General features: G+C 70.3%; 26 protein-coding genes. 22 read left to right on the top strand and 4 right to left on the bottom strand.

The features are described from left to right. Positions 1–226: 226 nt before the first annotated feature. From eccCa to glmM, 8 genes are all read left to right on the top strand, one after another. Complete coding sequence (eccCa, locus tag HQ306_RS01885; protein WP_222628633.1) at positions 227–4,141, top strand: type VII secretion protein EccCa; 3,915 nt, start codon at positions 227–229, stop codon at positions 4,139–4,141. After that, positions 4,138–5,574 carry a type VII secretion-associated protein gene (locus HQ306_RS22500; protein ID WP_222627344.1) on the top strand — a complete coding sequence of 479 codons (1,437 nt, stop codon included), beginning with the start codon at positions 4,138–4,140 and terminating at the stop codon, positions 5,572–5,574. The genes eccCa and HQ306_RS22500 overlap by 4 nt, the downstream gene beginning before the upstream one ends. A 114-nt stretch (positions 5,575–5,688) precedes the next feature. Next, positions 5,689–5,991, top strand: coding sequence for a WXG100 family type VII secretion target (locus HQ306_RS01875; protein WP_162246747.1), 303 nt, complete (start codon positions 5,689–5,691; stop codon positions 5,989–5,991). 51 nt (positions 5,992–6,042) lie between these two features. After that, the gene (locus HQ306_RS01870) at positions 6,043–6,321 is read left to right on the top strand and encodes a WXG100 family type VII secretion target (RefSeq protein ID WP_027503812.1); all 279 of its coding nucleotides are present in this window, start codon (positions 6,043–6,045) and stop codon (positions 6,319–6,321) included. A gap of 102 nt (positions 6,322–6,423) precedes the next feature. Beyond that, the gene (locus HQ306_RS01865; protein ID WP_222627342.1) at positions 6,424–6,822 is read left to right on the top strand and encodes a TraR/DksA C4-type zinc finger protein; all 399 of its coding nucleotides are present in this window, start codon (positions 6,424–6,426) and stop codon (positions 6,820–6,822) included. 172 nt (positions 6,823–6,994) lie between these two features. Next, positions 6,995–7,438: a 50S ribosomal protein L13 gene (gene rplM / locus HQ306_RS01860; protein WP_027503810.1), complete on the top strand. Its 444-nt coding sequence runs from the start codon at positions 6,995–6,997 to the stop codon at positions 7,436–7,438. 50 nt (positions 7,439–7,488) lie between these two features. Then, positions 7,489–7,974, top strand: a complete 486-nt coding sequence (rpsI, locus tag HQ306_RS01855; protein ID WP_371831715.1) for a 30S ribosomal protein S9 — start codon at positions 7,489–7,491, stop codon at positions 7,972–7,974. A 113-nt stretch (positions 7,975–8,087) separates the two neighbouring features. Next, complete coding sequence (glmM, locus tag HQ306_RS01850; RefSeq protein ID WP_222627340.1) at positions 8,088–9,425, top strand: phosphoglucosamine mutase; 1,338 nt, start codon at positions 8,088–8,090, stop codon at positions 9,423–9,425. Between the two features lie 12 nt (positions 9,426–9,437). Here glmM and HQ306_RS01845 read toward each other — a convergent pair whose 3' ends face one another. Beyond that, entirely contained in the window at positions 9,438–10,478 is a 1,041-nt protein-coding gene (locus HQ306_RS01845) for an LLM class F420-dependent oxidoreductase (protein WP_222627338.1), read from the bottom strand. Positions 10,479–10,646: 168 nt separating this feature from the next. Here HQ306_RS01845 and HQ306_RS01840 point away from each other — a divergent pair, with 168 nt between their 5' ends. From HQ306_RS01840 to HQ306_RS01830, 3 genes are read left to right on the top strand one after another with little or no spacing between them, the layout of a single operon-like run. Next, the gene (locus HQ306_RS01840) at positions 10,647–10,991 is read left to right on the top strand and encodes a hypothetical protein (RefSeq protein WP_222627337.1); all 345 of its coding nucleotides are present in this window, start codon (positions 10,647–10,649) and stop codon (positions 10,989–10,991) included. Further along, complete coding sequence (locus tag HQ306_RS01835) at positions 10,988–12,568, top strand: hypothetical protein (protein ID WP_222627335.1); 1,581 nt, start codon at positions 10,988–10,990, stop codon at positions 12,566–12,568. Before HQ306_RS01840 ends, HQ306_RS01835 begins: the two co-directional genes overlap by 4 nt. Further along, positions 12,565–12,801: a hypothetical protein gene (locus tag HQ306_RS01830; protein WP_222627333.1), complete on the top strand. Its 237-nt coding sequence runs from the start codon at positions 12,565–12,567 to the stop codon at positions 12,799–12,801. Before HQ306_RS01835 ends, HQ306_RS01830 begins: the two co-directional genes overlap by 4 nt. Here the strand turns inward: HQ306_RS01830 and HQ306_RS01825 are convergent. Continuing rightward, a complete protein-coding gene (locus tag HQ306_RS01825; protein ID WP_308115389.1) occupies positions 12,774–13,640 on the bottom strand; it encodes a hypothetical protein in 867 nt (288 codons plus the stop codon). The genes HQ306_RS01830 and HQ306_RS01825 overlap by 28 nt on opposite strands. A gap of 90 nt (positions 13,641–13,730) precedes the next feature. Between HQ306_RS01825 and glmS the strand changes: the two genes are divergently transcribed. Next, the gene (glmS, locus tag HQ306_RS01820) at positions 13,731–15,593 is read left to right on the top strand and encodes a glutamine--fructose-6-phosphate transaminase (isomerizing) (RefSeq protein WP_222627330.1); all 1,863 of its coding nucleotides are present in this window, start codon (positions 13,731–13,733) and stop codon (positions 15,591–15,593) included. Here the strand turns inward: glmS and HQ306_RS01815 are convergent, their stop codons facing one another. Then, positions 15,594–15,962 carry a plastocyanin/azurin family copper-binding protein gene (locus tag HQ306_RS01815; RefSeq protein WP_037184149.1) on the bottom strand — a complete coding sequence of 123 codons (369 nt, stop codon included), beginning with the start codon at positions 15,960–15,962 and terminating at the stop codon, positions 15,594–15,596. It abuts the gene before it with no gap. Between the two features lie 56 nt (positions 15,963–16,018). On the opposite strand from HQ306_RS01815, the gene HQ306_RS01810 reads away from it, so the two are divergent. From HQ306_RS01810 to tsaD, 7 genes are read left to right on the top strand one after another with little or no spacing between them, the layout of a single operon-like run. Beyond that, positions 16,019–17,449 (top strand): NAD(P)H-hydrate dehydratase, encoded by a 1,431-nt coding sequence (locus tag HQ306_RS01810; protein WP_222627328.1) that lies wholly within the window; start codon positions 16,019–16,021, stop codon positions 17,447–17,449. Between the two features lie 40 nt (positions 17,450–17,489). Next, positions 17,490–18,680, top strand: a complete 1,191-nt coding sequence (alr, locus tag HQ306_RS21995) for an alanine racemase (protein ID WP_374197705.1) — start codon at positions 17,490–17,492, stop codon at positions 18,678–18,680. Positions 18,681–18,700: 20 nt separating this feature from the next. Then, positions 18,701–19,750: an alpha/beta fold hydrolase gene (locus HQ306_RS01805; protein ID WP_027503799.1), complete on the top strand. Its 1,050-nt coding sequence runs from the start codon at positions 18,701–18,703 to the stop codon at positions 19,748–19,750. Between the two features lie 4 nt (positions 19,751–19,754). Continuing rightward, entirely contained in the window at positions 19,755–20,213 is a 459-nt protein-coding gene (gene tsaE / locus HQ306_RS01800) for a tRNA (adenosine(37)-N6)-threonylcarbamoyltransferase complex ATPase subunit type 1 TsaE (protein WP_308116134.1), read from the top strand. A gap of 21 nt (positions 20,214–20,234) precedes the next feature. Continuing rightward, a complete protein-coding gene (gene tsaB / locus HQ306_RS01795) occupies positions 20,235–20,891 on the top strand; it encodes a tRNA (adenosine(37)-N6)-threonylcarbamoyltransferase complex dimerization subunit type 1 TsaB (protein ID WP_222627322.1) in 657 nt (218 codons plus the stop codon). Further along, entirely contained in the window at positions 20,888–21,370 is a 483-nt protein-coding gene (gene rimI, locus HQ306_RS01790; protein WP_222627320.1) for a ribosomal protein S18-alanine N-acetyltransferase, read from the top strand. Before tsaB ends, rimI begins: the two co-directional genes overlap by 4 nt. Beyond that, entirely contained in the window at positions 21,367–22,413 is a 1,047-nt protein-coding gene (gene tsaD, locus HQ306_RS01785; RefSeq protein ID WP_222627318.1) for a tRNA (adenosine(37)-N6)-threonylcarbamoyltransferase complex transferase subunit TsaD, read from the top strand. Before rimI ends, tsaD begins: the two co-directional genes overlap by 4 nt. A gap of 7 nt (positions 22,414–22,420) precedes the next feature. Here the strand turns inward: tsaD and HQ306_RS01780 are convergent, their stop codons facing one another. Next, positions 22,421–23,986, bottom strand: coding sequence for an Hsp70 family protein (locus HQ306_RS01780; RefSeq protein WP_222627316.1), 1,566 nt, complete (start codon positions 23,984–23,986; stop codon positions 22,421–22,423). A 173-nt stretch (positions 23,987–24,159) separates the two neighbouring features. Between HQ306_RS01780 and HQ306_RS22725 the strand changes: the two genes are divergently transcribed. From HQ306_RS22725 to groL, 3 genes are all read left to right on the top strand, one after another. Next, entirely contained in the window at positions 24,160–24,399 is a 240-nt protein-coding gene (locus HQ306_RS22725) for an LLM class flavin-dependent oxidoreductase (protein WP_374197739.1), read from the top strand. 318 nt (positions 24,400–24,717) lie between these two features. Further along, positions 24,718–25,017 carry a co-chaperone GroES gene (gene groES, locus HQ306_RS01770; protein WP_027503792.1) on the top strand — a complete coding sequence of 100 codons (300 nt, stop codon included), beginning with the start codon at positions 24,718–24,720 and terminating at the stop codon, positions 25,015–25,017. Between the two features lie 87 nt (positions 25,018–25,104). Next, positions 25,105–26,721, top strand: a complete 1,617-nt coding sequence (gene groL, locus HQ306_RS01765) for a chaperonin GroEL (RefSeq protein ID WP_027503791.1) — start codon at positions 25,105–25,107, stop codon at positions 26,719–26,721. Positions 26,722–26,730 lie beyond the last annotated feature (9 nt).

The raw sequence follows: 26,730 nt of genomic DNA, 5'->3' as shown, positions 1-26,730 counted from the left end.
ATGCACAGGCACGAGGGTTCGTCCACAACCCTCGTCGTCTTCCCTCCCGGTCGTCGGCGTCCGGCGCTACGGTCTGACCCGACTCGCCGAACGGGGCGGCGAGCCACTGGGGGTGGACGTGGTGGTCGGACGTGAGGGCGAGTACGCGACGGCGGTGGACACGCGGGTGGTCCATGGTCGACCGCCGCGCGAGGACGCGCCGCGGGTGCCGGGCGGCACCGTCGAGATGGAGCCGCCACCGGAGATTCCGCGGGTGGTCCCGGGGAACCCGCTCCTGAAGATGCTGCCTCTGGTCATGGTGGTCGCGATGGTCGGCATGGTTGCCCTCATGATCACGTCGGGCGCGGCCGCCAACCCGATGACGCTGCTGTTCCCGGCCATGATGGTGGTGTCCATGCTGGGGATGTTCGCCGGTGGGGGCCGCGGCGGCGGGCCACGGACGGCCGAACTCGACGAATCGCGCAAGGACTATCTGACGTACCTCGGTGCGATGCGCGAGCGGGTCCGGTCGACGGCGTCGGCGCAGCACGAGGCACTGGCCTTCTCCCATCCTGATCCGTCGACGCTGTCCTCGTTCGCCGGAACCTCACGCATGTGGGAGAGGCGGTCGACAGACGACGACTTCGTCCATCTGCGGGTGGGCGTGGGCGACCAACGACTCGCCACTCGCCTCGTCACACCCGACACGGGTCCGCCCGAGGGTCTCGAGCCGGTGTCGGCCGCCCTCCTGCGCTCGTTCGTCCGGACCCATGCCATCGTGTCGGACCTTCCCACCGCGGTCTCGTTGCGCGCGTTCTCCGTGATCGGTGTCGACGGCCCCGTCGAGGCGGCGAGAGCGCTCGTGCGCTCGATGGTGTTGCAGGCGTGCACTTTCCACAGTCCGGACGACATCAGTGTGGTGGTCGTCGTGGACGACTGCATCGCGGCGACGTGGGACTGGACGAAGTGGTTGCCGCACCACGGGGACGAGACCGCGTCGGACGGTGGCGGGCGACGGCGGCTGACCTTCGGATCGCCGGCGGAGGCAGCGCGGGACCTCGCCGTCCCGGCGGCAGACTCGTCGACCGTTGCGCGGCCCCATCGCATCGTGGTCGTGGATCGCAGTGCCGAGGACGGTGTCGAGGATGCCGAGACATGGGAGACCGTGACGAGGGGCGGGGACGTGACGGTCCTGACCGTGTCCGGTGCGGGCCGGGACGGCACCGCGGATCGCACACTCGTCCTGGTCGTCGGCGACGGCGCGGACAGGCCTGCGCTCGGCGCACGGAGCGCGGCCGGAGTCGAGATGTTCGGTACCGCGGACGGTGTGGACGTGGTCACCGCCGCCGTGGTGGCGCGGGGACTCGCTCGATTCCGGACGGGCGACACCGTCGTGCGGGCGGAGGGTGGCCCGCGCGTCCGAGCATGGGAACACCTGCCCGGCATGACGTCTCCCGACAGTCTCGACCCCGGCGTCGCCTGGTCCTCCCGTTCCGGGCGGTCGCGACTGCGCGTCCCGTTCGGACTCGACGACGACGGTCGCGTCGTCGAGCTCGATCTGAAGGAGGCCGCCGAGGGGGGTATGGGACCGCACGGACTCTGTATCGGCGCCACGGGATCGGGAAAGTCGGAACTGTTGCGGACGCTGGTGCTCGGACTCGTCGCGACGCACCCGCCCGACGTCCTGAATCTCGTCCTCGTCGACTTCAAGGGTGGGGCCACGTTTCTCGGACTGGAATCGGCGCCTCACGTCGCGGCCGTCATCACCAATCTGTCCGAGGAAGCGCAGATGGTCGAGCGGATGCGCGACGCGCTCGCGGGCGAGATGACTCGACGGCAGGAACTGCTCAGGGCCGCCGGCAATTACGCGAACGTCTCCGATTACACCCGTGCGCGCGAGGGTGGTGCCGCACTCGCGCCTCTACCGGCGCTCTTCGTCGTCGTCGACGAGTTCTCCGAACTGCTGACCCGGTTCCCGGAGTTCGCCGAGCTCTTCGTCGCGATCGGGCGACTCGGGCGCTCGCTGCACATCCATCTGTTGCTGGCGAGCCAGCGGCTCGACGAGGGTCGGCTGCGCGGACTCGACAGTCATCTCTCCTACCGCATCGGTCTGAAGACGTTCTCGGCCTCCGAATCTCGATCGGTTCTGGGTGTCGCCGACGCGCATCACGTGACCGGGGGTCCGGGAGTGGGGTTCCTCAGAACGGACTCCAGCGAGCTGGTGCGCTTCACCGCGATGTACGTCTCGGGTCCCCGTCTGCGGAGCGACGAGCCCGCAGCGCTCTCGGTCGGCGCAGGCTCGACCGGGCCCCGTCTCTTCACGGCGGCGCCGGTGCCGCTGCTCGACGAGACCGCCCTCGAACCGGCGGGCGAACCGCCGTCTCCGTCCGAGTCGTCGGACGGCGGCACCATCCTCTCCGCCGTCGTCGCGCGAGTGCGCGGTCACGGGCGTCCCGCACACCGGGTGTGGCTACCGCCGTTGGACCGGCCCGTCACACTCGACTCGGTGTCACCGGACACGGCGCTCGGCGGTGACCGGCCCGACGCGGCGGGGTCACTGCGCGCCGTGGTCGCACTGGTCGACCGGCCGTACGACCAGCGACGCGATGCACTCGAACTCGACCTCACCGGTGCGTCCGGGCACGTGGCGATCGTCGGGGGACCGCAGTCCGGCAAGTCCACCGCGCTCTGCACGCTCGTCCTCGATCTGGCTCTGCGGTACTCCCCGCACCACGTGCAGTTCCACGTCCTGGACTTCGGCGGTGGATCCGTCGGACGGCTGGTAGGCCTTCCTCACGTCGGATCCGTCGCGGTCCGCTCGGAGGCGGACGCCGTGCGACGCATCGTCGCCGACGTGGTCGGAACCGTTCGACGCCGCGAGGAGTTGTTCCGCACCGGCGAGATCCGGTCGATGGCCGACGCGCGGCGCAGGCGAGAGTCGGGTGGAGACAGTGCACCGCCGGTGCCGGACATCGTTCTGGTCGTCGACGGGTGGGGCACGATCCGAGCCGAGTTCGAGGCCCTCGAACCGTCGCTGCACCAGCTGGTGTCGAGCGGACTCTCCTACGGGGTGCACGTCGTCCTCGCCGCGAGTCGGTGGGCCGAGCTCCGTCCCGCGGTGAAGGATGCCGTCACCACGAGAGTCGAACTGCGCATGGGTGATCCGTCGGACTCGGACATCGGCCGAGCACGGGCAGTGCACGTCCCGACGCGTCGGCCCGGTCGAGGCATCACCCCGGACGGGTTGCATCTGCTCGTCGCGCTCCCGCGTGTCGACGGCATCGCCGACACGGACGATCTCGGACACGGGACCGACCGCGCGATCGCCGAGTCGGTCCACCGGTGGCGGGGTGACGCACCGACGCCCCCGGTGCGACTGTTGCCGCGTCGACTCGAGCGCGACGACCTTCTGTCGTCCGTGTCGGCGTGGTGGCCACCGTCCGCCTCGGGGACATTCGTCGCCACCGTGCCGGTGGGTGTCGACGAGAACGATCTCGCGCCGGTCGTTCTGGATCTGGCCGAGCATCCGCACCTTCTCGTCCTCGGCGACTCGGGCTGCGGGAAGACCAGTCTGCTGCGATCGATCTGCCGTTCGCTCGCGCAGGCCAACGACGCCACGTCGCTGAGAATCCTCGCCGTCGACTACCGACGAACCCTGCTGGGCGACATCCCGTCCGATCGGCTCGCCGGTCACGCGTCCACGGCCGAGCAGGCCACGACGATGGTCGCCGAACTCGCGACCTACCTGCGTGCCCGCCGTCCGGGACCGGACACCACTCGTCGCGAACTCGCTGCGAGATCCTGGTGGACCGGTCCCGAGATCGTCGTGGTCGTCGACGACTACGACCTCGTCGTCACGCCGCACGGAAACCCGCTGACCGAGTTGCTGGAACTGCTGTCGCAGGCGCGGGACGTCGGTCTGCATCTCGTCGTCGCACGTCGGTGCGGCGGATCCGCCCGGGCACTGTACGAACCGGTCCTCGCGAGGCTCAAGGACCTGGCATCACCGGGACTGGTCATGAGCGGGAGCCGAGAGGAGGGCGTCCTGCTCGGCTCCGTCCGTCCGTCCGAACTCCCACCCGGACGCGGTGTGCTGGTCGGGCGCGGAACGGCGACACTGGTGCAGACCGCGCTGTGCGAGACCGCGCCGGACGAGCGGTGACGTCGCCCGTCGGGCTCGTCACGACCGTGGACGCGGTGTGGTGTTCACGGTTCGGGGTGCTGTCGAGAACTCCCGCAGACGGTTCCGCGTCCGTGGACGTCCTCGGCCACATCGACGACCGCGTCGTCACTCTCGCCGACGGACGCGAGGTCGAGGTGTCGACGATGGTGTCCGAGATGTTCACCGACGCTCTGCGCGATGCGGGGGTGCACGGTGGGGACCACGACCTGGTGCTGGTGCACCCACCGCACTGGGGAGCCGTGCGCTGCAGCGTCCTCACCGCGGCCGCGCGACCCCTCGCGCGTGACGTCCTCCTCGTGTCGTCGGCGCTCGTCGCGCGGGACGCGGCGCAGTCGGCCCGGCCCTGCCCGTGCGGTGGATCACGCTGCCGAACAGTGGTTCTCGACCGCACACCGCACCGCACCACGGTCTCGACCGTGGTGAGTACGGCCATCAGCAGCGACGTCGTGGACTGTGTTCTGACCGACCCCGCGATCGGAGGGGACGACGAGCTGACGGTGTCGCGCACTCGTGCCGCGGTGGACGGAGCTCTCGCTGCCGCGCCGGCCTGCCGACTCGTCGTGCACGGCACGAGTGAGACCTTGCCGCGAGCCGTACTCGACGAGATGAGCGATCTGACGGTGGTGACGGTGGACGACGAGGAGATGGCGGCAGCCGTGGTCCCGAGCGCGGGCGCGAGCCCCCTCCCGGTTCCGCCCGTCACATCGTCCGTACCGGCCGAGCTCACGCCCGGTAGGACGGGCGCGTGGCTGGCCGAACGAGCCGCCGCGGCGGCCGTGGACCGTCGGCGCACGACCCGACGGCCGGTCCTGGTGGCAGCGGTGGCGACCGCGGTGGTGTGCGTCAGCATCGGCGTCGCGGCACTGACCAGCGGACAGTCGCCCGCGCCTGCGACGGAGCGACCACGAGCCGCAGAACCGTCCATGGTCCCGGCCGGGCCCACTCGACCCACCGCGCCCACCACCGAGCCGGCCGCCGCGACGACGACGAGCGCCCCTGCCGGTACCGACTTCTCGATCGCCGGAACACACCTGATCGTGCCGGTGGGGTGGCATGTCGAGCCGGGTACGGAGCGGGTCGAGATCCGTCCCGACGCACCCGCCGGCATGCGACTGGTGCTGGTGGTCCGCGAACTCGGTGTGGGCGTCGGACTACCCGACGTGCAGGCCACCCTGTCGGCCGGGGTCGACGCCGCACCCGATCGACTCGGCGGGCTCGATCGACGGTCGGACGTATCCGATCGTCCCGCGCTCGTCTACACCGAGAAGGCGTCCGACGGCTCGACGGTGGCGTGGACGGTGATCGTGTCACCGGGGGAGCAGACGAGTCTCGGCTGTCAGAGCACCGAGGCCGCGAACCCTGTGATGGCGGAGGTCTGCACCGCGGTCCTCGCGTCCCTCGTCGTCGGGTGACGCGGTGGCGGAGACGGAACCGTTCGCCGAGTCGTCGCGTCGAAGGAGGTGCAGGGGAAGTTCCGGGTACCGGCCCGGACCACACCGAGGGGGGATCGAGAGACCATGTCGCAGATGAAGACCACCGTCGAGACGATGCACGTCACCGCAGGGAAGGTGGACCAGCTGACGCTCGAGATCAAGGCGCTGCTGGACCAGCTGCGTGGCGACGTCCAGGCCGTCGGAGGGAGTTGGGAAGGCGCGGCGGCGATCGCGTTCCAGAACGTCATGACCAGCTGGGACGGCAGCGCGAACAAGTTGCAACTCGCGCTGGGTTCGATCGGGGACGCCATCAAGTCGAGCGGGACCGCCTACGGCGCTGCCGACGACGACAACACGCGCACCGTCACCGCCGCGGGCGGTTCGCTCAACCTCTGACCCGCCGATCATCCGATCTGCCCATCACTCACGTCAGGAAGGACGTTCACCATGAGATACGTGTTCGGTGCCATCGACCAGGTCACTGCTCAGATCGACGCGAAGCAGGCCACTCTCAACAGCAAGCTCGACGAACTGCGCCAGATCATCTCGCCGCTGGTGGCGGAATGGGAAGGCACGGCGTCGGAGTCGTACCAGGACAAGCAGCGCCAATGGGACTCGGCGGCCCTGGAACTCAATCAGGTTCTCGAGGCGGTCGGCAGTGCCGTCGGTCAGGGCAACGCCGACATGCAGGCACGCGAGGCGGCGAACCGGGGAATGTTCGCCTGATCACGGACGAGGTGGGCAACCGGGGCGTGAGGGGTGTCCGGTTGCCCATCTCCGACGGTCCGTACGACTCCGGTCGGCGCGGGGCGGATACTGGACGTCGTCATGACACAGCCGGATCAGCCCGTCACCGACCCGAGCGACCGCGACCACGCGGCTCGGGCGATCGCCCGCAGCCGGGTCGCGGCGGAACGTGCGCTCACCGAGGCCCGCATCGTGTCGCTCGCACGACAGCACCAGGCCATCGTCGAAGGGTCCCGGTGGACCACGGACGACGACGAGCACGATCCCGAGGGGTCGACCATCGCGTTCGAGCGCGCCGCCATCGCATCGATGTCGAGAGAGGCGCGGGAGGACCTGCGCGAACTCGACGACGCGGAGATGCGGATCGAGCGCGGCACCTACGGACAGTGCGAGGTGTGCGGCGGGGCGATCTCCGACCCCCGCCTCGAGGCGCTGCCGACTGCTCGCCGCTGCATCGAGTGCACCTCTCGTCGGCGATGACGGTCGAGGGGTTTTGACCTGCCAGTACGTGGGCCGGTAAGGTACACCGTTGGCGTTCGGTACATCGAGTCGTCATGCACGACCGATACCGGTCCCTCGGGTCTCCACTGGCCGCCGAGACGACCGACCACGCGCCTGGCCAGCACCATCAGCGATGAGACAAGGAAGTTCTGTGTCCACGTACAGCCAAAAGGCCGGGGATGTCACCCGGACCTGGCACGTGATCGACGCCACCGACGTCGTTCTCGGCCGCCTCGCAGTCCAGGCAGCAACTCTGCTGCGTGGCAAGCACAAGCCCACGTATTCCCCCAACCTCGACGGCGGAGACTTCGTCATCGTCATCAACGCTGAGAAGGTCGCGATCAGCGGCAACAAGCGGACCGACAAGTTCCACTACCACCACTCGGGCTTCCCGGGCGGTCTCCGTGCGCGCAGCATCGGTGAGGTTCTGGACAAGAACCCCGACCGCGTCGTGGAGAAGGCCATCAAGGGCATGATCCCCAAGACCAAGCTCGGCAACCAGATCGCCGGCAAGCTCAAGGTCTACGCAGGTCCCGATCACCCCCACACGGCTCAGCAGCCCGTCCCGTACGAGATCAAGCAGGTGTCCCAGTGACCGCTCCCGAAGAGAACGTCGTGACCGAGACGGCCGAAGAGACCGTCCCCATCGGTGACTCCGTCGAGATCGCCGACGAGTTCGTCTCCGTCGAGGAGCCCGAGGTCGTCGCCGACATCGAGGCCGCCGCTCGTCCCGCCATCTACATCGATCGCCCCGTCACCACGGTCGGTCGTCGTAAGGAAGCCGTCGTGCGCGTGCGCATGACCCCCGGCTCGGGCGACTTCAAGCTCAACGGCCGCACCCTCGAGGACTACTTCCCCAACAAGGTGCACCAGCAGCTCATCAAGTCCCCGTTCGTCACCGTCGAGCGTGCGGACGGCTTCGACATCGTCGCCCTCCTGCACGGTGGCGGCCCGTCCGGCCAGGCAGGCGCCCTGCGTCTCGCCATCGCCCGTGCCCTCATCGAGGTCACCCCGGACGATCGCCCCGCCCTCAAGAAGGCCGGCTTCCTCACGCGTGACCCGCGTGCCGTGGAGCGCAAGAAGTACGGCCTGAAGAAGGCTCGTAAGGCATCGCAGTACTCGAAGCGCTGATCTCAGCACTTCTGGAGAAGCAGGCGCTCCGGCTGGTCCTCGGACCGCCGCGGGCGCCTGCTTCGTGTCACGGCACCTGCATTCGCTCAACCTGCTCGGAAGAGGTAACTGTCATGGCCCGGTTGTTCGGTACCGACGGAGTTCGGGGACTGGCGAACGAGGAGGTGACGGCAGACCTCGCACTACGACTCGGCCGTGCCGCCGCAGCGGTGCTCGGCGAGGTCGCCTCGTCGACCACCCGCCCCCTGGCCGTGGTCGGACGGGACCCGCGCGCGAGCGGCGAGATGCTCGAAGCCGCGATCGTGGCCGGACTGTCCTCCGCCGGAGTCGACGTCCTCACGGTCGGTGTCGTCCCCACCCCGGCCCTGGCCTACTTGACCGACGACTACGACGCGCAGCTCGGCGTCATGATCTCCGCATCGCACAACGCGATGCCCGACAACGGCATCAAGTTCTTCGCGGCCGGCGGCCACAAGTTGGACGACGACCAGGAGGACCGCATCGAAGCGTTGCTCGACGCGCCCGCCACGGGCCCCGTCGGTGCCGCGATCGGCCGCGTGCGACAGGCCCCGGACGCCCTCGCCCGCTACGAGAGCCACCTCGCGACCATCGTCTCCCGACGCCTCGACGGCATCACCGTCGTCGTGGACTGCGCTCACGGAGCCGCCTCGACCGCCGCGCCGGACGCCTACCGCGCCGCGGGTGCGACCGTGATCGCCATCAACGCCGACCCGGACGGCCTCAACATCAACGACGGATGCGGGTCCACTCACCTCGACGTGGTGCAGAAGGCCGTCGTCGAGCACGGCGCAGACCTCGGACTCGCCCACGACGGCGACGCGGACCGCTGTCTCGCAGTGGACGCGAGCGGCGCCGTGGTCGACGGGGACGCGATCATGGCGATCCTCGCGATCGCGATGCACCAGCGCGGCGAGCTTCCCGACGACACGCTGGTCGCCACCGTCATGAGCAATCTCGGACTGCACATCGCGATGCGTGACGCCGGAATCACGGTGCGTACCACCGCTGTCGGCGATCGCTACGTTCTCGAAGAACTGCGCGCCGGCAATTACGGACTCGGCGGTGAGCAGTCGGGGCACATCGTCCTGCCCGCCTTCGGCACCACCGGTGACGGTGTGCTGACGGGCCTGCAGATCATGGCCAGGATGGCCGAGACGGGACGCACCCTCGAGGACCTCGCGTCCGTCATGCGCACGCTGCCCCAGGTGCTGATCAACGTGCCCGTGCAGGACAAGTCCGCCGCGACGTCGGCTCCGCTCGTGCAGGACGCGGTGACCCGTGCAGAGGACGAACTCGGACGAGAGGGGCGAGTGTTGTTGCGTCCCTCGGGAACCGAGCAGCTCGTCCGCGTGATGGTGGAAGCGGACACTGCAGACACCGCCCGCCGGCTCGCCGACCACATCGCGGATGTGGTCGGCGCCGTCGGCTGACGTCTCGGCCCGTCAGCCGATGAGGGCCTTGAGCTGCTCCACCTGACCCACGCGGCCAGCGGTGTCGGCTGCGATGGGGTGGATGTTCAGTGTGGTCACACCCGCGGACTCGAAGGCGGCGAGGCGCTCCTTGACGTAGCTCTCGGTGCCGATCAGCGAGATCGACCGGACCAGCTCGTCGGGAACGGCGGCCGTGGCCTCCTCCTTCTTGCCGGCCAGGTAGAGGTCCTGGATCTTCTCTGCCTCCGCCTCGTACCCGTACCGCACCGCGAGGTCGTTGTAGAAGTTCTTGCCCTTGGCGCCCATGCCACCTATGTAGAGCGCGAGCTGGGGCTTGATCCACGGAAGGAACTGGTCGGCGTCGTCGCCGATGGCCACGGCGGGGCTGGCGTAGACGTCCAGCTCACCCAGAGACGGGTCGCGCTTCGCCTTACCGGCCGCGAGCGACTCGCCCCACACCGACTCGGCCTTCTCCGGATGGAAGAAGATGGGCTCCCAGCCCTGGGCCAGCTCGGCGGTGAGCGCGACGTTCTTGGGTCCGAGTGACGCGATGACGATCGGAATGTCGGCTCGCACAGGATGATTGATGAGCTTGAGCGGCTTGCCCAGACCCGTGCCCTGATCGGCGGGCAGCGGAATCTGGTAGTACTTGCCCTCGAACTGCACCTTCTCGCGGCGCCACACCTGGCGGCAGATCTCGATGATCTCGCGGGTGCGGCCGAGCGGGGCGTCGTACTTGACGCCGTGGAATCCCTCGATCACCTGGGGGCCGGACGCGCCGATACCCATCACGAATCGTCCGCCGGAGACGTAGTCGAGACCGGCGGCAGTCATCGCGAGCAGCGACGGCGTGCGGGTGTAGATCTGGAAGATGCCCGATGCCAGCTGGATCGTCGAGGTCTTCGCCGCGAGGAAGCCGATCTGGCTCACCGCGTCGAACGAGTACGCCTCGGGAATGAACGCGATGTCCATTCCCGCCCTCTCCAGGGCCCCGACCTCCTCGACCGTCTCGCTGAACCCGCCCGAGTAGTTCAATTGCATACCGATGCGCATGGGGCTCCCTGATCGCCGAAGTGTGTGTTACTCACCTGTGAATTCGGAGGTTACCGGTCCTACCGGCCGTGCCCACCGACGGCTGCCGTTTCGCGGGAACGCGGGGAAGCGGCGGTGCGTCTGATCTGTGGGGATCGCGCTCTCGAGCATCACTTCGGAAGGGACGACATGGCCAGTGGAACGTCGCGAGGCGGAACGACGCTGGACGAGGGGGCAGCCCGGGCGGCGATCGCGGCCCTCGAGGAGTCCGCGACAGCCGTACGAAGGTCCGCCGAGCGCGGTGTGGGCGGTCTGTTCGGTGTCGAGTCGGCGGGCCGGAACCACCGGGCGGAGGCGGCCGCCCTGCAGGACAGCCTCGGGCGGTTGTCGGAGGGCCTGCGGTCCTGGTCGGACGCCACCGCTGCGACGTCGGCCGCCCTGCGGGCGTCGATCGACGGCTCGGTGTCGCTCGACGATGTCACCGCCCTGCGCGTCGCGGCGCCGGGTGTGCCGGCACAGCGAGGTGACCGGTGACCGCACCGGTGCCGTCGACGATCGACGGTCTGCTGGATCTCGGGAGTGAGGGCCTGACGTTCTTCGCGACGTTCCTCCCGCTGGTCGGAGCGAGCGGCGCGCCGATGACCACGACCCACGTCGCGCTCTGCGCTCGCTACGACGAGCAACGCGGACTCGACACCGAGGCTCTCCGGGCTGACGCCGACCGGCTCGGCGCCGCGGCGGCCGAGGCGCGCGCGGAGATCGGGCGTCAGTCCGACGCAGCGGAGTCGTTGGGGCAGGCCTGGTCGGGAGATGCCGCCGACGCCGCGCTCGACCTCCTTCGACGGCAGTGCGCGAGGTCGGCCGGCCACGCCGATCAGCTCGAGGCGATCGGTTCAGCGATGGCCTCCGCGTCGGCGGGGTTGCACGCGATCGTCGAGGACAAGTCGATCGCCGCCTCCGCGTTCCGCACCGACGAGGTGGGCGGTCGCGATGCAGCGCAGGTCGCGGCCACCATCGCCGGAGCCGGAGGTGCATCCGCACCCGACGCGGTGCGGACGCTGGCCTCGGTGTTCCCGGGCCTCGAGGCGATGCTGCTGTCCGCGTCGGATCCCGGCCGGCGGCAGGCCGAGGTCCTCGAACCGGTCGCAGCCCGATGCCGAGAGTGGTTGGACACCGTGTTCGTGCCGGCGATGACCGAGCGTGTGGCCGCATTCGAGGAACTGTGCACCTCGACGGAGACCGCCGTGTCCGAGATCTACGCGGCACTCTGCGCCGCTGCGGCGGACATCGACGGCTCCCCGTGGCCGAGTGGTCACCGGTCCGTCGAGGACGACGCGTGCGAGTGTGTGCCGGCGGAAGGCACCGTGCCGGCTGCAGCGACCACGCTGGCGTCGGTGACGGCGCCGGCCGCTGCACCCGAGCCGCCGTCGCTCGCCGTCACGCCCTCTCCTGTGGTCGCGGAGCCGCCCGCGACGCTGCCTGTCGCTCCCGTCGAGGATCGCTCACCGCTCGCCGAACTGATCGGGCGGGCGGTGCGGGACGCGGTGACCGAGGTGGTGTCGACTGCGGCGCCGTGCGACCCACCGCCCGCCGAGGCGCAGATCTCACCGGAGGCGGCGCTGACTGCGCCTGCCGAGAACGTCGAGCGCGGTCACCTCGAGGCGGAGCTCGAGGGTCGCGGGGTGAGTGTCGCCGTCGGCGCGGACGGGGCTGTGGACATCCGCACCCACGACGCGGCGGGGGAGTCCCGTCACTTCGCTCTCGCTGCCGGGCCTCTCGGACTGCCCGTCCTCACCGAGGTGATGGACGAGGCGGCGCCGCAATCGGATCAGCCGTCGGAGCCGTCGTCCGAGACCCCGGACACAGCGGAACGGGACGAGCCGCATCGGGAGGCAGTCGAACAGGACGCAGCGGATGAAGGGCTCCCGGTCGTCGAGGCCCCGGTCGTCGAGGCCCCGGTCGTCGCACCACCGGACTGCATTCCCATCGCTGCGGAATCCGGCGGTGTCACGGAACCCGCTGCGCCGCAACCCGTCACGGACCCGATCGGTGAGGCAGCGACGGTCGGCGAGCCGGCGCGACCCGAGCTCGCGGAAGCCGGTCCGCTGTGAACTCGCAGAACACCGCGGACATCATCGACGCCGTCGTGCGGGAGCACCGGCGGGCGACGCGACGTGTGCGGACCCGCCTCGCAGCCATCGACGAGGAGGCTCGGAAGCGCTCGGAGGCCGCGCGGGTGGTGCCGCGTCGCGCCGGAGTGATCCTGCGATCGCCCACAGAGGCGGTGGCCGGCGACGAGGCTCCGCCGGCGGCGCCTCAGCGACCGGCGAGGTGGCTCAGCTGACGGATCGCGCTGACCTTCTTGGGGGCGTCCGCGGTCGGCGCGTTCGGGTCGACCACCTCGGTGCCCTTGACGACGGCGTCGGGATCGGAGAAGTCGGAGTACGTGTCGTCGCCCGCGAGGCGGTGCAGGAGGAAGCCGGTGAGCAGTGCCTGCACCGAGCGCCGAGTCTTCGGCTGGGCGTTGCCGACGCCGAGGAAGCTGAGCAGCTTCCGGCCCTCGACCATGCCGTCACCTTCCGACTTGTCGATCACGCGGAGCAGGGTGGGGCCACCGAGCGCATCGGCGAGCGCGACGGGCTCGGCGGTGAGGGAGTTCAGTTCGGAGGGACTGCCGAGAACCAGAGCGGGCGCCGTGACCGCGTCGGCGATGCCGGGCGACAGGGCGCGCGGAGAGGTGGGCGCCGGATAGAGCGCACCGAGAGCGGCGACGTCCGATCGCTGAGCCGCGGCGATCACCGCGGCGCCCGCGCCCATGGAATGGCCCACCAGGCCGAGCTTGGCGGGGTGCACGCTGATGTCGCCGGTGCCGAGACGGATGCCGGTGCACACGTCGAGCGCGACGAGGAGATCCTGCGCCAGGGCACTGTGGGAGGGCACCGGTCCGCGCTGCGTGTTCGGCGCGACGACGACGATGCCCCACGACGCGAGGTGCCGCAGCGTGGAGTCGTAGTGCGAGGCGCCGGTCATCCAGCCGTGCGCGAAGGCGATCGCCGGCAGTCCCGTGCCCTCACTGGGCGTGTAGATCACACCGGGCAGGCCCGCGAGAGCGAGGTCACCGCGCAGCACGCGATGGGGACCCCGCTCGGTCAGGTCGGCGACCAACTTCTGCGTCTTCGGCACAGCACTGACCGTAGTCGACGCGGCAGTTCGCCATGCCGTCGACGTGCGGGCGGCCGGAGCGCCGTCCGCGCCGAAGTAGGCTGTCGTCCCATGTGCGGAATCGTCGGGTACGTCGGACATCGTCGAGCGCTACCGGTGGTGGTGGAGGCGTTGCGCCGGATGGAGTACCGCGGATACGACTCGGCCGGCATCGCCGTCCTGGACGGGTCCGGGGGAATGGCCGTCGAGCGCAAGGCCGGAAAACTGGCGAACCTCGAGGCCGAACTGGACGAACTCGGGCGGGACACCTTCGTCGGCACCAGCGGGATCGGCCACACCCGGTGGGCCACCCACGGACGGCCCACCGATCGCAACGCCCACCCGCACCGCGACCGCGCCGACCGCGTCGCCGTCGTGCACAACGGCATCATCGAGAACTTCGCGCCGCTGCGCGCCGAACTCGAGAACGCAGGCGTCGAGTTCGAGTCGGACACCGACACCGAGGTGGCCGTCCATCTGGTCGCCGCCGCCTACGACGAGGGCCCCACGGCCGGAGACTTCGTCCAGAGCGCCCTCGCGGTGCTGCAGCGCCTCGAAGGCGCCTTCACGCTCGTGTTCACCCACGTCGATCACCCCGACACCATCGTCGCGGCCCGTCGCTCCACCCCGTTGGTCGTCGGCGTCGGCGAGGGCGAGATGTTCGTCGGGTCCGATGTCGCCGCCTTCATCGAGCACACGCGCGACGCGGTCGAGCTCGGGCAGGACCAGGTCGTGGTGATCACCGCCGACGGCTACGACGTCATGAACTTCGACGGGTCCGAGGCCGAGGGGCGTCCGTTCCGCATCGACTGGGACCTCGCCGCCGCCGAGAAGGGCGGTCACGACTACTTCATGTTGAAGGAGATCCAGGAGCAGCCCGCGGCGGTCGCGGACACCCTCCTCGGACACTTCACCGACGGTCGCATCGTCCTCGACGAGCAGCGACTGTCGGATCAGGAGCTGCGCGACGTCGACAAGGTGTTCGTCGTCGCGTGCGGCAGCGCGTACCACTCGGGGCTGCTGGCGAAGTACGCGATCGAGCACTGGACGCGCCTCCCCGTGGAGGTGGAGCTGGCCAGCGAGTTCCGTTACCGCGACCCCGTTCTCGACCGCTCGACACTCGTGGTGGCCATCTCCCAGTCGGGCGAGACCGCCGACACGCTGGAGGCGGTCCGGCACGCGAAGGAGCAGAAGGCCCGAGTCCTGGCCGTCTGCAACACCAACGGTTCGCAGATCCCGCGCGAGGCCGACGCGGTGCTCTACACGCGGGCGGGACCGGAGATCGGTGTCGCGTCGACCAAGGCGTTCCTCGCCCAGGTGACGGCCAACTACCTGGTCGGTCTGGCGTTGGCGCAGGCTCGCGGTACCAAGTATCCGGACGAGGTCGCACGGGAGTACGCGGATCTCGAGGCCATGCCGGAGCTGGTGAGGAAGGTGCTCGAGACGGTCGAGCCCGTCCGTGCCCTGGCCCGCGAGTTGGCGTCGTCACCGACGGTGCTGTTCCTGGGTCGCCACGTCGGTTACCCGGTGGCCCTCGAGGGTGCGCTCAAGCTCAAGGAGCTCGCGTACATGCACGCCGAGGGCTTCGCCGCCGGCGAGCTCAAGCACGGTCCGATCGCCCTCATCGAGGACGACCTGCCCGTGATCATCGTGATGCCGTCGCCGAAGGGCCGAGCGGTGCTGCACTCGAAGATGCTCAGCAACATCCGTGAGATCCAGGCGCGCGGCGCCCGGACCGTCGTGATCGCCGAGGAGGGCGACGAGACGGTGCGGCCGTTCGCCGATCACCTCATCGAGATCCCGGCCGCGCCGTCACTGCTGCAGCCGCTGTTGTCGACGGTGCCGCTGCAGGTGTTCGCCGCCGAGGTCGCGCAGGCGCGCGGCTACGACGTGGACAAGCCGCGTAACCTGGCGAAGTCGGTCACCGTCGAGTGATCAGCTCTCTCGGACGATGACCGTGCCCGTCATGTTCGGGTGCACCGAGCAGAAGTACGGGTACGTGCCGGGGTCGTCGAACGTCTGACTGAACTGACCCGACGAGATCATCGGGCTGTGCAGCAGACGGGACGCCGCGTCGATGCCGATCACGTTGTGCGCGACACCGGTGTCGTCGAAGAACCACGTGACGGTGTCGCCGGGCGAGATGGTGACGCTGGCAGGGGAGTAGGCCATCGCGGCGACCGTGACGACGTTCGGCCCGGTCGGACGTTCGGCGGTGGGGGCGTCCTCGGTGCACGATGTGAGCGACAGTGCCAGTGCGGCAGTGACTCCGATCGTCGCCGCGAGTGTTGTCAGGCGAGCCATGATTCCCACGGTAGACCTGCCGTGCATCGTGGCCGGTCGGCGCTACCGTGGGACGCATGCGTCACTTCCACACCGCCGACGAGGTGCGAGCGGCGGAAGCCCCGCTGCTGGCCCGACTGCCCGAGTACGCGGCGATGCGCCGCGCGGCCCACGGACTGGCGACGGTCGTCGCTCGTGAACTCCGGGCCCGCACCGGCGGGGTGGTCGGCAGACGGGTGCTCGTTCTCGCCGGATCCGGGGACAACGGCGGCGACGCGCTGTTCGCCGGCGCCGAACTACGCCGGCGCGGCGTTGCCGTGGAGGCACTGCTGCTCCGCCCCGATCGCGCCCACCCCGCCGCACTGGCGGCGTTCCGGGCCGCCACGGGACGTGTGGTGACGCGGGCCGGCGACCCCGATCTGGTGATCGACGGCATCGTCGGCCTGTCCGCGCGGGGATCGCTCCGACCGGACGCGGCCGCGATCGTCGACGGACTCACCGCCCCCGTCGTGGCTGCGGACCTGCCGTCGGGTGTCGACCCGGACACGGGCGCCGTCGACGGTCCCGCCGTCCGTGCCGCCGTGACGGTGGCGTTCGGCGCCTACAAGCCGGTGCACGTGCTCGCGAGCGCGTGGTGCGGCGAGCTGCACCTGATCGACATCGGCCTCGTTCCGGACGCCGCGACGATCACGTCTCCCGACGACGGCGAGGTGGGCCGCGCGTGGCCGGTACCCGGACCTGCGGACGACAAGTACTCCCAGGGCGTCACCGGCATCATGGCGGGCAGCGAGAAGTATCCCGGCGCGGGCGTGCTGTGCACGGGCGCTGCGGTGGCGGCGACGTCCGGCATGGTCCGCTACGTCGGGCAGGGCGGCGCCGAGGTGGTGCATCACTACCCGGAGGTGGTCACCGCCCGTTCGGTCGACGAGGCAGGACGTGTACAGGCCTGGGTGGTCGGGCCCGGCTTCGGCACCGACGACGACGCGGCCGACCGGCTGCGCTCCGTCCTGGAGTCCGACGTCCCGGTCCTCGTCGACGCCGACGGACTGACCGTGCTGTCGCGGCGACCCGAGCTGGTGCGCGGACGGTCGTCGGCGACCGTGCTGACACCGCACGCGGGAGAGTTCGAGCGACTCACCGGGTCCGCGCCCGGACCCGATCGTGTCCGGTCCGTCCGCGCCCTCGCGGCCGACTGGAACGTGACGGTGCTGCTCAAGGGGCGAGCGACGGTGATCGCGGATCCGGACGGCGCCGTCTCCGTCGACGACGCGGGGTCGTCCTGGTCCTCGACGGCCGGGTCCGGCGACGTGCTGTCCGGCATGATCGGAGCGCTCCTCGCGGCGGGCGTGCCGGCCCGTACCGCCGCCGTCATGGGCGCTCGCGCGCACTCGCGGGCGGCCGCGCTCGCCGCCACCGATCGAGGTCGGCGTACCGCTGCTCCCATCTCCGCCTCACCGCTGCTCCGCGCCGTTGCGGACGCGGTCGGCGACCTCCGCGCACAGGCCTGACACCCGCCACCGCACGTCGGTGCGGGGTGTCGATGGCAGAATGACGCCGGTGAACAGCGCGCAGGAGGTGCCGACGAGTCCGGTCGCACCGGCTCCGACTTCTCGCCCGCAGGCCGAGGCGCTGATCGATCTGGACGCCGTCGCGCACAACACCCGCATCCTGATCGAGCACGCCGGCGATGCTGCGGTGATGGCCGTCGTCAAGGCGGACGGCTACAACCACGGCGGAGTGGAGGTCGCTCGGGCGGCGCTCGCGGCCGGTGCTCGCGAACTCGGTGTCGCCACGGCTGCGGAGGCGCTCGGACTGCGCACCGCGGGTCTCACGGCGCCGGTGCTGTGCTGGTTGCACGCCCCCGGCACCGACTTCACGGGACTGATCGACTCGGACGTCGAGATCGGCGTGTCCTCGCCCCGTCAGATAGCGGAGGTCGCCGACGCCGCACGCCGTGTCGGCCGTCCCGCCGTGGTGTCCCTCAAGGTCGACACCGGCATGAATCGCAACGGGGTGGGTGCGGACGAGTTCGACGCGGCCGTCGACGCCCTGGTGGCGGAGCAGCGTGGTGGCGCGCTGCGCGTGCGCGGCCTGTTCTCCCACCTGGTCGATGCGGACGTACCCGGCGATCCGATCAACGACCGGCAGAAGGAGCGCTTCGACGCCGCCGCGGACGCGATGGCCCGAGCGGGCGTGGCACCCGAGGTACGGCACATCGCCAATTCCGCCGGTGCCCTTATCCGCCCCGACCTGGCCTACGACATGGTCCGACCGGGCATCGCGCTGTACGGCCTGTCCCCGGCACCCGATCTCGGATGGTTCGGACTGCGCCCCGTGATGACGCTGCGCGCCACGGTGATCCTGCTCAAGCGGGTGGCTGCCGGCGACGGCGTCTCCTACGGCCACGAGTGGATCGCTCCCGTCGACACGACGGTGGCGTTGCTGCCCGTGGGCTACGCCGACGGCATCACGCGTGCGCTGAAGAACCGGTACGAGGTGTCGATCCACGGCGTGCGGTATCCGGCGGTGGGCCGGGTGTGCATGGACCAGATCGTCGTCGACCTCGGACCCGGCCGTCCCGACGTCGCCGAGGGGGACACCGCGTACCTCTTCGGACCGGGCGACCACGGGGAGCCCACGGCCCAGGACTGGGCGCAGACGCTCGACACGATCAACTACGAGGTGGTGACCGGTATCCGCGGTCGAGTACGACGGACGTTCGCCGGAGGGGTCTCGTGATCAGCGCCCGTCTCGCCGGAATGGCCGGGGGCGCAGCGAGTATCGCGGCCGTGGCCGCCGTGGCCGGCATCACGGCGGTGCGGCGCCGGGTGGGCCCGCCGGTGCCCGACGCCGGTCGGCGCGAGGACTTCGAGTCGATGGAGTTCGATCGCGGGTGCGTCGTCGCCAGCGGAGACGGAGTGCCGCTGGCGGTGCGCGAGGTCGGTCCACTCGAGGCGCCGCTGACCGTGGTGTTCGTGCACGGGTACTGCCTGCGCATGGAGTGCTGGCACTACCAGCGCCGCGAGCTCGCCCGCCGGTGGGGCGACGACGTGCGGATGGTGTTCTACGACCAGCGCGGTCACGGCCGATCCGGCGACGTCTCGCCGGACGAGTGCGACATCGCCCGCCTCGGCATCGATCTCGCCGACGTGATCCGGGCCGTCGCACCGCGTGGGCCGCTGGTGCTGGTGGGCCACTCGATGGGCGGCATGTCGGTGCTCGCGGCCACTCGCCAGTTCCCCGACGCGGTGGCCGAGCGGGTCGTCGGAGTCGCGCTGATGTCCACCACCGCAGCGGGTCTCGCGCGTACCGGTCTCGGACGGAACCTCCAGAATCCGGCCGTCGACGCGTTCCGGCTCGCGGTGCGGACCGCTCCGGGTGCGGTCCAGTTCGGCCGCGGTGTCGTGCGCGGGGTCATCGCCCCGGTGCTGCGCGCGGCGTCGTTCGGCACCGCGGTCAGTCCCGCCCTCGAGGCGTTCGCCGAGCAGATGATCCACGACACCTCGGTGGTGACGATGGTCAACTTTCTCCAGGCGCTCGAGCTGCACGACGAACTGGAGGCGCTGCCCGTCATCGCGGACACGGCGACCCTGGTGCTGTGCGGCGACGACGACTGGGTCATCCCGTTCGACAAGTCGGAGCAGCTGGCCGACGCGCTCCCGCACGCCGAGATGGTCCGGGTCCGCCGCGCCGGTCACCTGGTGCAGCTCGAGTTCCCCGACGAGGTGAACGACGCCCTGGACCGTCTGGTACAGCGTGCACGCGACGGACGGGTCCGCGCCGAACCGACGAGGCGAACCGTTGGCTGACGCGGTGCCGGTCGAGGGGGAGGCCGTCCTCTCGACGGCCGAGGACACCGAGCTCCTGGGCGAGCGCCTCGCCGCGGAGCTCGAAGCGGGCGACGTCGTGGTGCTCGACGGACCCCTCGGCGCAGGTAAGACGACGCTGACGAAGGGTCTCGCCCGCGGACTCGGCGTGCTCGGCCGCGTGAGCTCGCCGACGTTCATGATCGCGCGCACCCACCGCGCCGGCGGGGACACCGGCCCCGGGCTCGTGCACGTCGACGCCTACCGGCTGGGGCTCGGAATCGGCGCCTCGGCGATGGACGAGCTCGACGCCCTCGACCTCGACACCGAGCTGGCGGACTCCGTCGTCGTCGTGGAGTGGGGCGAGGGCATCGCGGAGGCCCTCGCCGACCGGCACCTGCTGATCCGGCTGCGGCGCGAGCCGGAGTCCGACGTCCGCACCGCCACGTGGCAGTGGATCGGGTGAGCACGGGTAATCTGGATCCCCGTGCTGATACTCGCCGTGGACACCTCCACTCCCGCCGTGACGGCCGGGGTGGTGCGGCTCGACGACACCGGCCCGCAGCCGCTCGCGACGCGCGTCACCGTCGACGCCCGTAAGCACGCCGAAGTTCTCACCCCATACATCCTCGAGTGCCTCGCCGACGCCGGCATCACCGCGGACGACCTGTCCGCTGTCGTCGTCGGCACCGGACCGGGGCCGTTCACCGGCCTGCGCGTGGGCATGGCGACGGGAGCCGCCTTCGGTGACGCCCTCGGCATCCCGGTGCACGGTGTCGGCAGTCTCGATGCCATCGCCGCGGCCGTGCCCGGTGATCGCGAGGTCCTCGTCGTCACGGATGCGCGTCGCCGGGAGGTGTACTGGGCACGGTTCCGCGGCGCCGAGCGCGTCGCCGGACCGTTCGTCTCGCCCGCCGCGGACATCGTCGTGGGGGAGTCGACGGTGGTGGCCGGATCGGCACTGTACGTCGATCTGGTGGACCTGCCCGTGGAACCGGTCGAGAGTCCGTCCCCGGAATGCCTCGTCGCCGTGGCCGCGCAGGCGCTGCGCTCCGGCGCGGAGCCGACGTCGTTGGTGCCGCAGTATCTCCGGCGTCCCGACGCGGTCGCGACGGCCGATCGAGCGGCGAAGACCCGCGCATGATCGGCACGGTCGAACCGATGCGCGTCGAGGACGCGGACCGGTGCGCGGAGCTCGAGGCCGTGCTGTTCCCCACCGACGGGCCCTGGCCCGCATCGGCCTTCGTCGAGGAACTGCGCGGCCCGCACGTGCGGTACTTCGTCGTGCGAGAGGACGACGGTCGGGCCGTCGGGTACGCCGGGATCGCGTTGCTGGGCAAGGGCGAGGACACCGAGTCCGAGGTCCACACCATCGGCGTCGATCCCGCCGCGCAGCGTCGCGGTATCGGCAGGGCACTGCTCGACGCGTTGCTGCACGACGCGGACCTGCACGGCGGTCCGGTGTTCCTCGAGGTGCGCACCGACAACGAGCCGGCCATCGAGTTGTACCGCCGGGCGGGCTTCGACATCGTCGGGACGCGCCGCCGCTACTACCAGCCCAGCGGTGCGGACGCGTACACCATGACCAGGCCCGCCCCGACTACGAGAGGTGGTCACCCGTGATCGTCATGGGGATCGAGAGTTCGTGCGACGAGACCGGTGTCGGCATCGTCCGCTACACCGGAGACGCGTCGGGCACCGGCACGTGCGAGGTGCTCGCCGACGAGGTCGCGTCCAGTGTCGACGAGCACGCCCGCTTCGGTGGTGTCGTCCCCGAGATCGCATCGCGCGCACACCTCGAGGCCATCGTGCCCACGATGCGACGAGCGTTGGCGCAGGCGGGTATTCGTCGCCCGGACGCCGTCGCCGTCACCATCGGACCGGGCCTCGCCGGAGCGCTCCTCGTCGGTGTCGCGGCGGCGAAGGCCTACGCGGCGGCGTGGAACGTGCCGTTCTACGCGGTCAACCATCTCGGTGGTCACGTTGCGGTGGACACCCTCGAGCACGGCCCGATGCCGGAGTGTGTCGCGCTGCTGGTCTCGGGCGGACACACGCATCTGCTCGAGGTGTCCTCCCTGGCCGAACCGATCGTCGAACTGGGCAGCACCGTCGACGATGCGGCGGGAGAGGCCTTCGACAAGGTCGCCCGGCTCCTCGGACTCGGGTATCCCGGCGGTCCCGTGCTCGACGCGCTCGCCGCAGAGGGTGATCCGCGCGCCGTCGCGTTTCCTCGCGGCATGACCGGACCACGCGACTCCCGCTACGACTTCTCGTTCTCCGGCCTCAAGACCGCGGTGGCTCGCCACGTCGAGTCGGCGCAGCGCGCCGGCCGTCCGATCGTGGTGGCCGACGTGGCCGCGTCGTTCCAGGAGGCCGTCGCCGATGTCCTGACGATGAAGGCGCTGCGCGCTGTGACCGACCGGGGGGTCGGCACCCTCGTCCTGGGCGGCGGTGCCACTGCGAACTCGCGTATCCGATCGCTCGCCGAGGAGCGGTGCGCCGCGGCCGGGGTGACGTTGCGCGTGCCCACTCCGCGTCGATGCACCGACAACGGCGTCATGATCGCCACGCTCGGGGCGCACATCGCTGCATCCGGAGCCGAGCCGTCACCACTGACGGCGGCGACCGATCCGGGCCTGCCCGTCTCGGTCAGCCAGGTCGTCTGACGGCCCGTCAGGCGGGCGGTGCAGTCGACGGTGTGACCGCCGGAGCGGACGTGGTCGGTACGGGAACGAGGCCCTCGGGGAGCACGGACTCCGGCACCACGGCACCGGGCGCGGGCGACACCGGTGTCGATCCGGACTCGGGCGTGCTCTCCGGCGTCGTCACCGGCGGGGTCGGCAGCACACTGGTCAGGTCCGTCCACCACGGCGGGATTCCGGGAACGTCCGGCAGGACGATGACCGGAAGATCGGGAGCCGGGCGGAGTGTCGGGGTGGTGGATGTCGGCGGCGCCACGGTCGTCGTCGCCGTGGCCGACGGTGACGACGAGCGAGTCGGGTAGGGACGCACCTCGGGGGTGTAGGTGTAGTCGGTCGTCGGCCACGGTTCCGCGGCCGTGGGCTCCGGCGCGTCGTCCTCCCAGCCACCGGTCAGAGCGGGCGGCGCCGCCTCGGGTGCCGACGCGCTGGTGGCCGTCTCCTCCGTGGTCGAGTTCGGGAGTTCCGAGGTGGCCACCGTGGTGACGGCCGGCTCGCTCGACGGGGTCAGGGCCTGGACGCCGTACGCGAGCACGACGGCCATGGCCGCGCACGCCGCGGCGAGCAGCCCGACCGTTCGCAGGCCCCCGGCGATCGAGGTGGGCGGCCGGGTGGACGCGGGCAGCACCGAGTGGCCGAGGTCGCGGGCCAGCAGGGCTGCGCCCTTGGCCACGGCGGCATCGGGTTCGGGCGTCGGCACCGCGGGCACGTCGGCGGCGTGGGTGATGGTCTCGACCACGGCGGGCACGTGGGCGCCGCCGCCGACCACGGCGGCCGCCTCGGGGCGTGCGGTCGGGCCGGCCTCGTCGAGCACCTCGAGAACCAGCTCGCGCAGCGCAGCCAACGGTGCGGCGATGGCGACGACCATCTCGGCGCGAGTCACGGTGAGCGTCTCGGCTCCGGGCAGATCCACGGTGACGGACTCGTGGAAGGACAGTTGCTCCTTGGCCGTGCGCAGACGTGCCGCGACCACCGGGCGATCCGAGGTGGTGACCGCGGGCAGCCTCTCGGCGGTCAGGGCGAGGAGGTGCGCGTCGAGGACGGCTCCGCTGACCTCGTCGGTGCGCCGGACCGCGCGCACGGTGCCGTCGACCTGATCGATCACCGTCGTGGTGGTGCCCGAGGCGCCGACGTCGACGAGCAGGACGTGGCCGTACCGCGCCACCTCGCCGGTGTGCCGGAGCCAGCACAGCAGAGCGTCGGTGTCGGTCACCAGATGGTCGTCCGTCACGTGATGACGACGGGTCGCCGACAGAATGGACCGCGACCCGAGGCCGCCGCGATGCGCCACGGCGATACGTCCGCCCGACGTGGCGGGGCGGGTGTCGTCGTCGACGAGGTGGTGGGACGCGAGATCGAGCGAGGTGGCGACCAGGTCACCGATGTCGGAGCGGGCGCCCTCGGCGGTCACGGTGCGGTAGTCGAAGGTCTCGGTGCCGTCGGGAGCGGTGGTGAGGACGGCGCAGCACACCACCTCGGATCCTGCCGAGACCCCGATGGTGGGTTCGGGGACCACACTCTCCTGCTGTGTGTCCGACACGTGCATGCACCTCCTCGGGCGGTCGTTCCTACGCTGCCGTTATACGAATGTTACCGAACTCCGCCGGAAATAGTGCACATCCCGCGCTGGTTCCGGCCGCGGAGGGACACCGAACCCCTTCCTGACCAGTGCAATGACGAGACGTCACGAAAGTGAGAAAGGGGCGCGTCACCGTGTCTGCGAGCGTCGAGATCGGCATCACCACCTTCGCCGAGACCTACCCGGAGGAAGGAGTCCAGGAGGTGCGCGGCCACGGTCGACGACTGCGCGAGGTGGTCGAGGAGGCCCAGCTCGCCGACGAGGTGGGACTGGACGTGTACGGCGTCGGTGAGCATCACCACGAGGACTTCGCCGCGTCCGCGCCCGCCGTCGTGCTCGCGGCGATCGCGGCGGGACCGAGCGCATCCGTCTGACGCATCAGCGTCGGCACGCTGCCCCACGAGACGGTGCTGCGCTCCATCGAACTTCTGGGCCGCGAGGTCGCGCCTCTGGTCCGCGAGGCGATGGCGTCCTCGACGCGACACGAGAATGTGCACTCGTGAAGGTTGAGTGCTGGCACTCGCGTGTATAGAGTGCTAGTCGACGACAGGTTCAGTGACCCGGCACCCGCGACGACGGGCCACCGCAATCGTGCGTCGTGAACCAGAGCAGTACCCAGCAGGACGAACACCAGCACAATCCGTGCCGGGGACCAGCCCCGGACCGACAATCGTGAAAGTGGAGGGCTCATCGTGGCAGGCGTGAACATCAAGCCGCTCGAGGACAAGATCCTCGTCCAGGCCGTCGAGGCCGAGACGACGACCGCCTCCGGCCTGGTCATCCCCGACACCGCCAAGGAGAAGCCCCAGGAGGGCACCGTGGTGGCCGTGGGTGAAGGCCGAGTGACCGACAAGGGAAATCGCATCCCTGTCGACGTCAAAGAGGGTGACACCGTCATCTACAGCAAGTACGGCGGCACCGAGATCAAGTACGCCGGCGAGGAGTACCTGATCCTGTCCGCACGCGACGTGCTGGCAGTCATCTCCAAGTAAGCCCCACGCCCTCCGCCCCGGTGTCCTTGTCTCGAGGACCCGGGGCGGAATGCGTCACGCCGTACTGATGAGGAGTTGGTAGGCCACATGTCCAAGCAAATCGAATTCAACGAGGTCGCACGACGCAGCCTCGAGAGGGGCGTCGACAAGCTCGCCGACGCCGTCAAGGTCACCCTCGGGCCCCGCGGCCGGCACGTGGTGCTGGCCAAAGCCTTCGGTGGTCCCACCGTCACCAACGACGGCGTGTCCATCGCCCGTGAGATCGACCTCGAGGATCCCTTCGAGAACCTCGGCGCACAGCTCGTCAAGAGCGTCGCCACCAAGACCAACGACGTCGCCGGTGACGGTACGACGACGGCGACGGTACTGGCACAGGCCCTGGTCAAGCAGGGGCTCAAGAACGTCGCCGCCGGTGCCAACCCCATCGCGCTCGGCGCCGGCATCACCAAGGCCGTCGAGCACGTGTCCGAGGCACTGCTCGCCGCCGCGGTTCCCGTGCAGGGCGAGAAGTCCATCGCGCAGGTCGCCACCGTGTCGTCCCGCGACGAGGTCATCGGCCAGATGGTCGGCGAGGCGCTCACCCGCGTCGGCGCCGACGGTGTCGTGACGGTCGAGGAGTCGAGCTCGCTCGTCTCCGAACTCGTCATCACCGAGGGCGTGCAGTTCGGCAAGGGCTACCTCTCGCCGTACTTCGTCACCGATCCGGACAGTCAGGAAGCGGTGTTCGAGGACGCGCAGATCCTGCTGTACCGCGAGAAGATCTCGTCCCTTCCCGATTTCCTGCCGCTCCTGGAGAAGATCGCGGAGTCGGGCAAACCGGTTCTCATCATCGCCGAGGACATCGAAGGCGAGGCACTGTCCACGCTCGTCGTGAACTCGATCCGCAAGACGGTCAAGGCCGTCGCGGTGAAGGCGCCGTTCTTCGGAGACCGCCGCAAGGCGTTCCTCGAGGACCTCGCCATCGTCACCGGTGCCACCGTCATCAATTCCGACATCGGCCTCAGCCTCAAGGATGCGGGCCTCGACCTGCTCGGCAGCGCACGCCGCGTCGTCGTCACCAAGGACGAGACCACCATCGTCGAGGGTGCGGGCACCGCGGAGGCCATCGCCGACCGCGTCGGACAGCTCCGTCGCGAGATCGAGGCGACCGAGTCCGACTGGGATCGCGAGAAGCTCGAGGAGCGTCTGGCGAAGCTGGCCGGCGGAGTCGCGGTCATCAAGGTCGGTGCCGCCACCGAGACCGACCTCAAGGAGCGCAAGTTCCGCGTGGAGGACGCCGTCAACGCCGCCAAGGCAGCTGTCGAGGAAGGCATCGTCTCCGGTGGAGGCGCCGCGCTCGTGCACGCCAGCCGCGGCCTGAAGGACCACCTCGGTCTGACGGGCGACGAGGCCATCGGCGTCGAGGCAGTGCGCCTCGCGCTGCGGGCCCCGATGTACTGGATCGCGAGCAACGCCGGTATCGACGGTTCCGTCGTCGTCGGCAAGCTCGTCGACGCGGACGACGGCACCGGCTTCAACGCCGCCACGCTGACGTACGGCGACCTGGTCGCCGACGGCGTCATCGACCCGGTCAAGGTCACTCGGTCGGCCGTGGTGAACGCCGCGTCCGTCGCGAAGATGATCCTCACGACCGAGTCGACCGTCGTCGACAAGCCCGAGGTCGTCGAGGACGAGGGCGGCCACGGTCACGGCCACAACCACTGACCACCCTCT

The sequence above is a fragment of the Rhodococcus sp. BP-160 genome (assembly GCF_019836205.1).
Lineage (GTDB): Bacteria > Actinomycetota > Actinomycetes > Mycobacteriales > Mycobacteriaceae > Rhodococcoides.
This window is presented reverse-complemented; position numbering and strand designations above follow the sequence as displayed.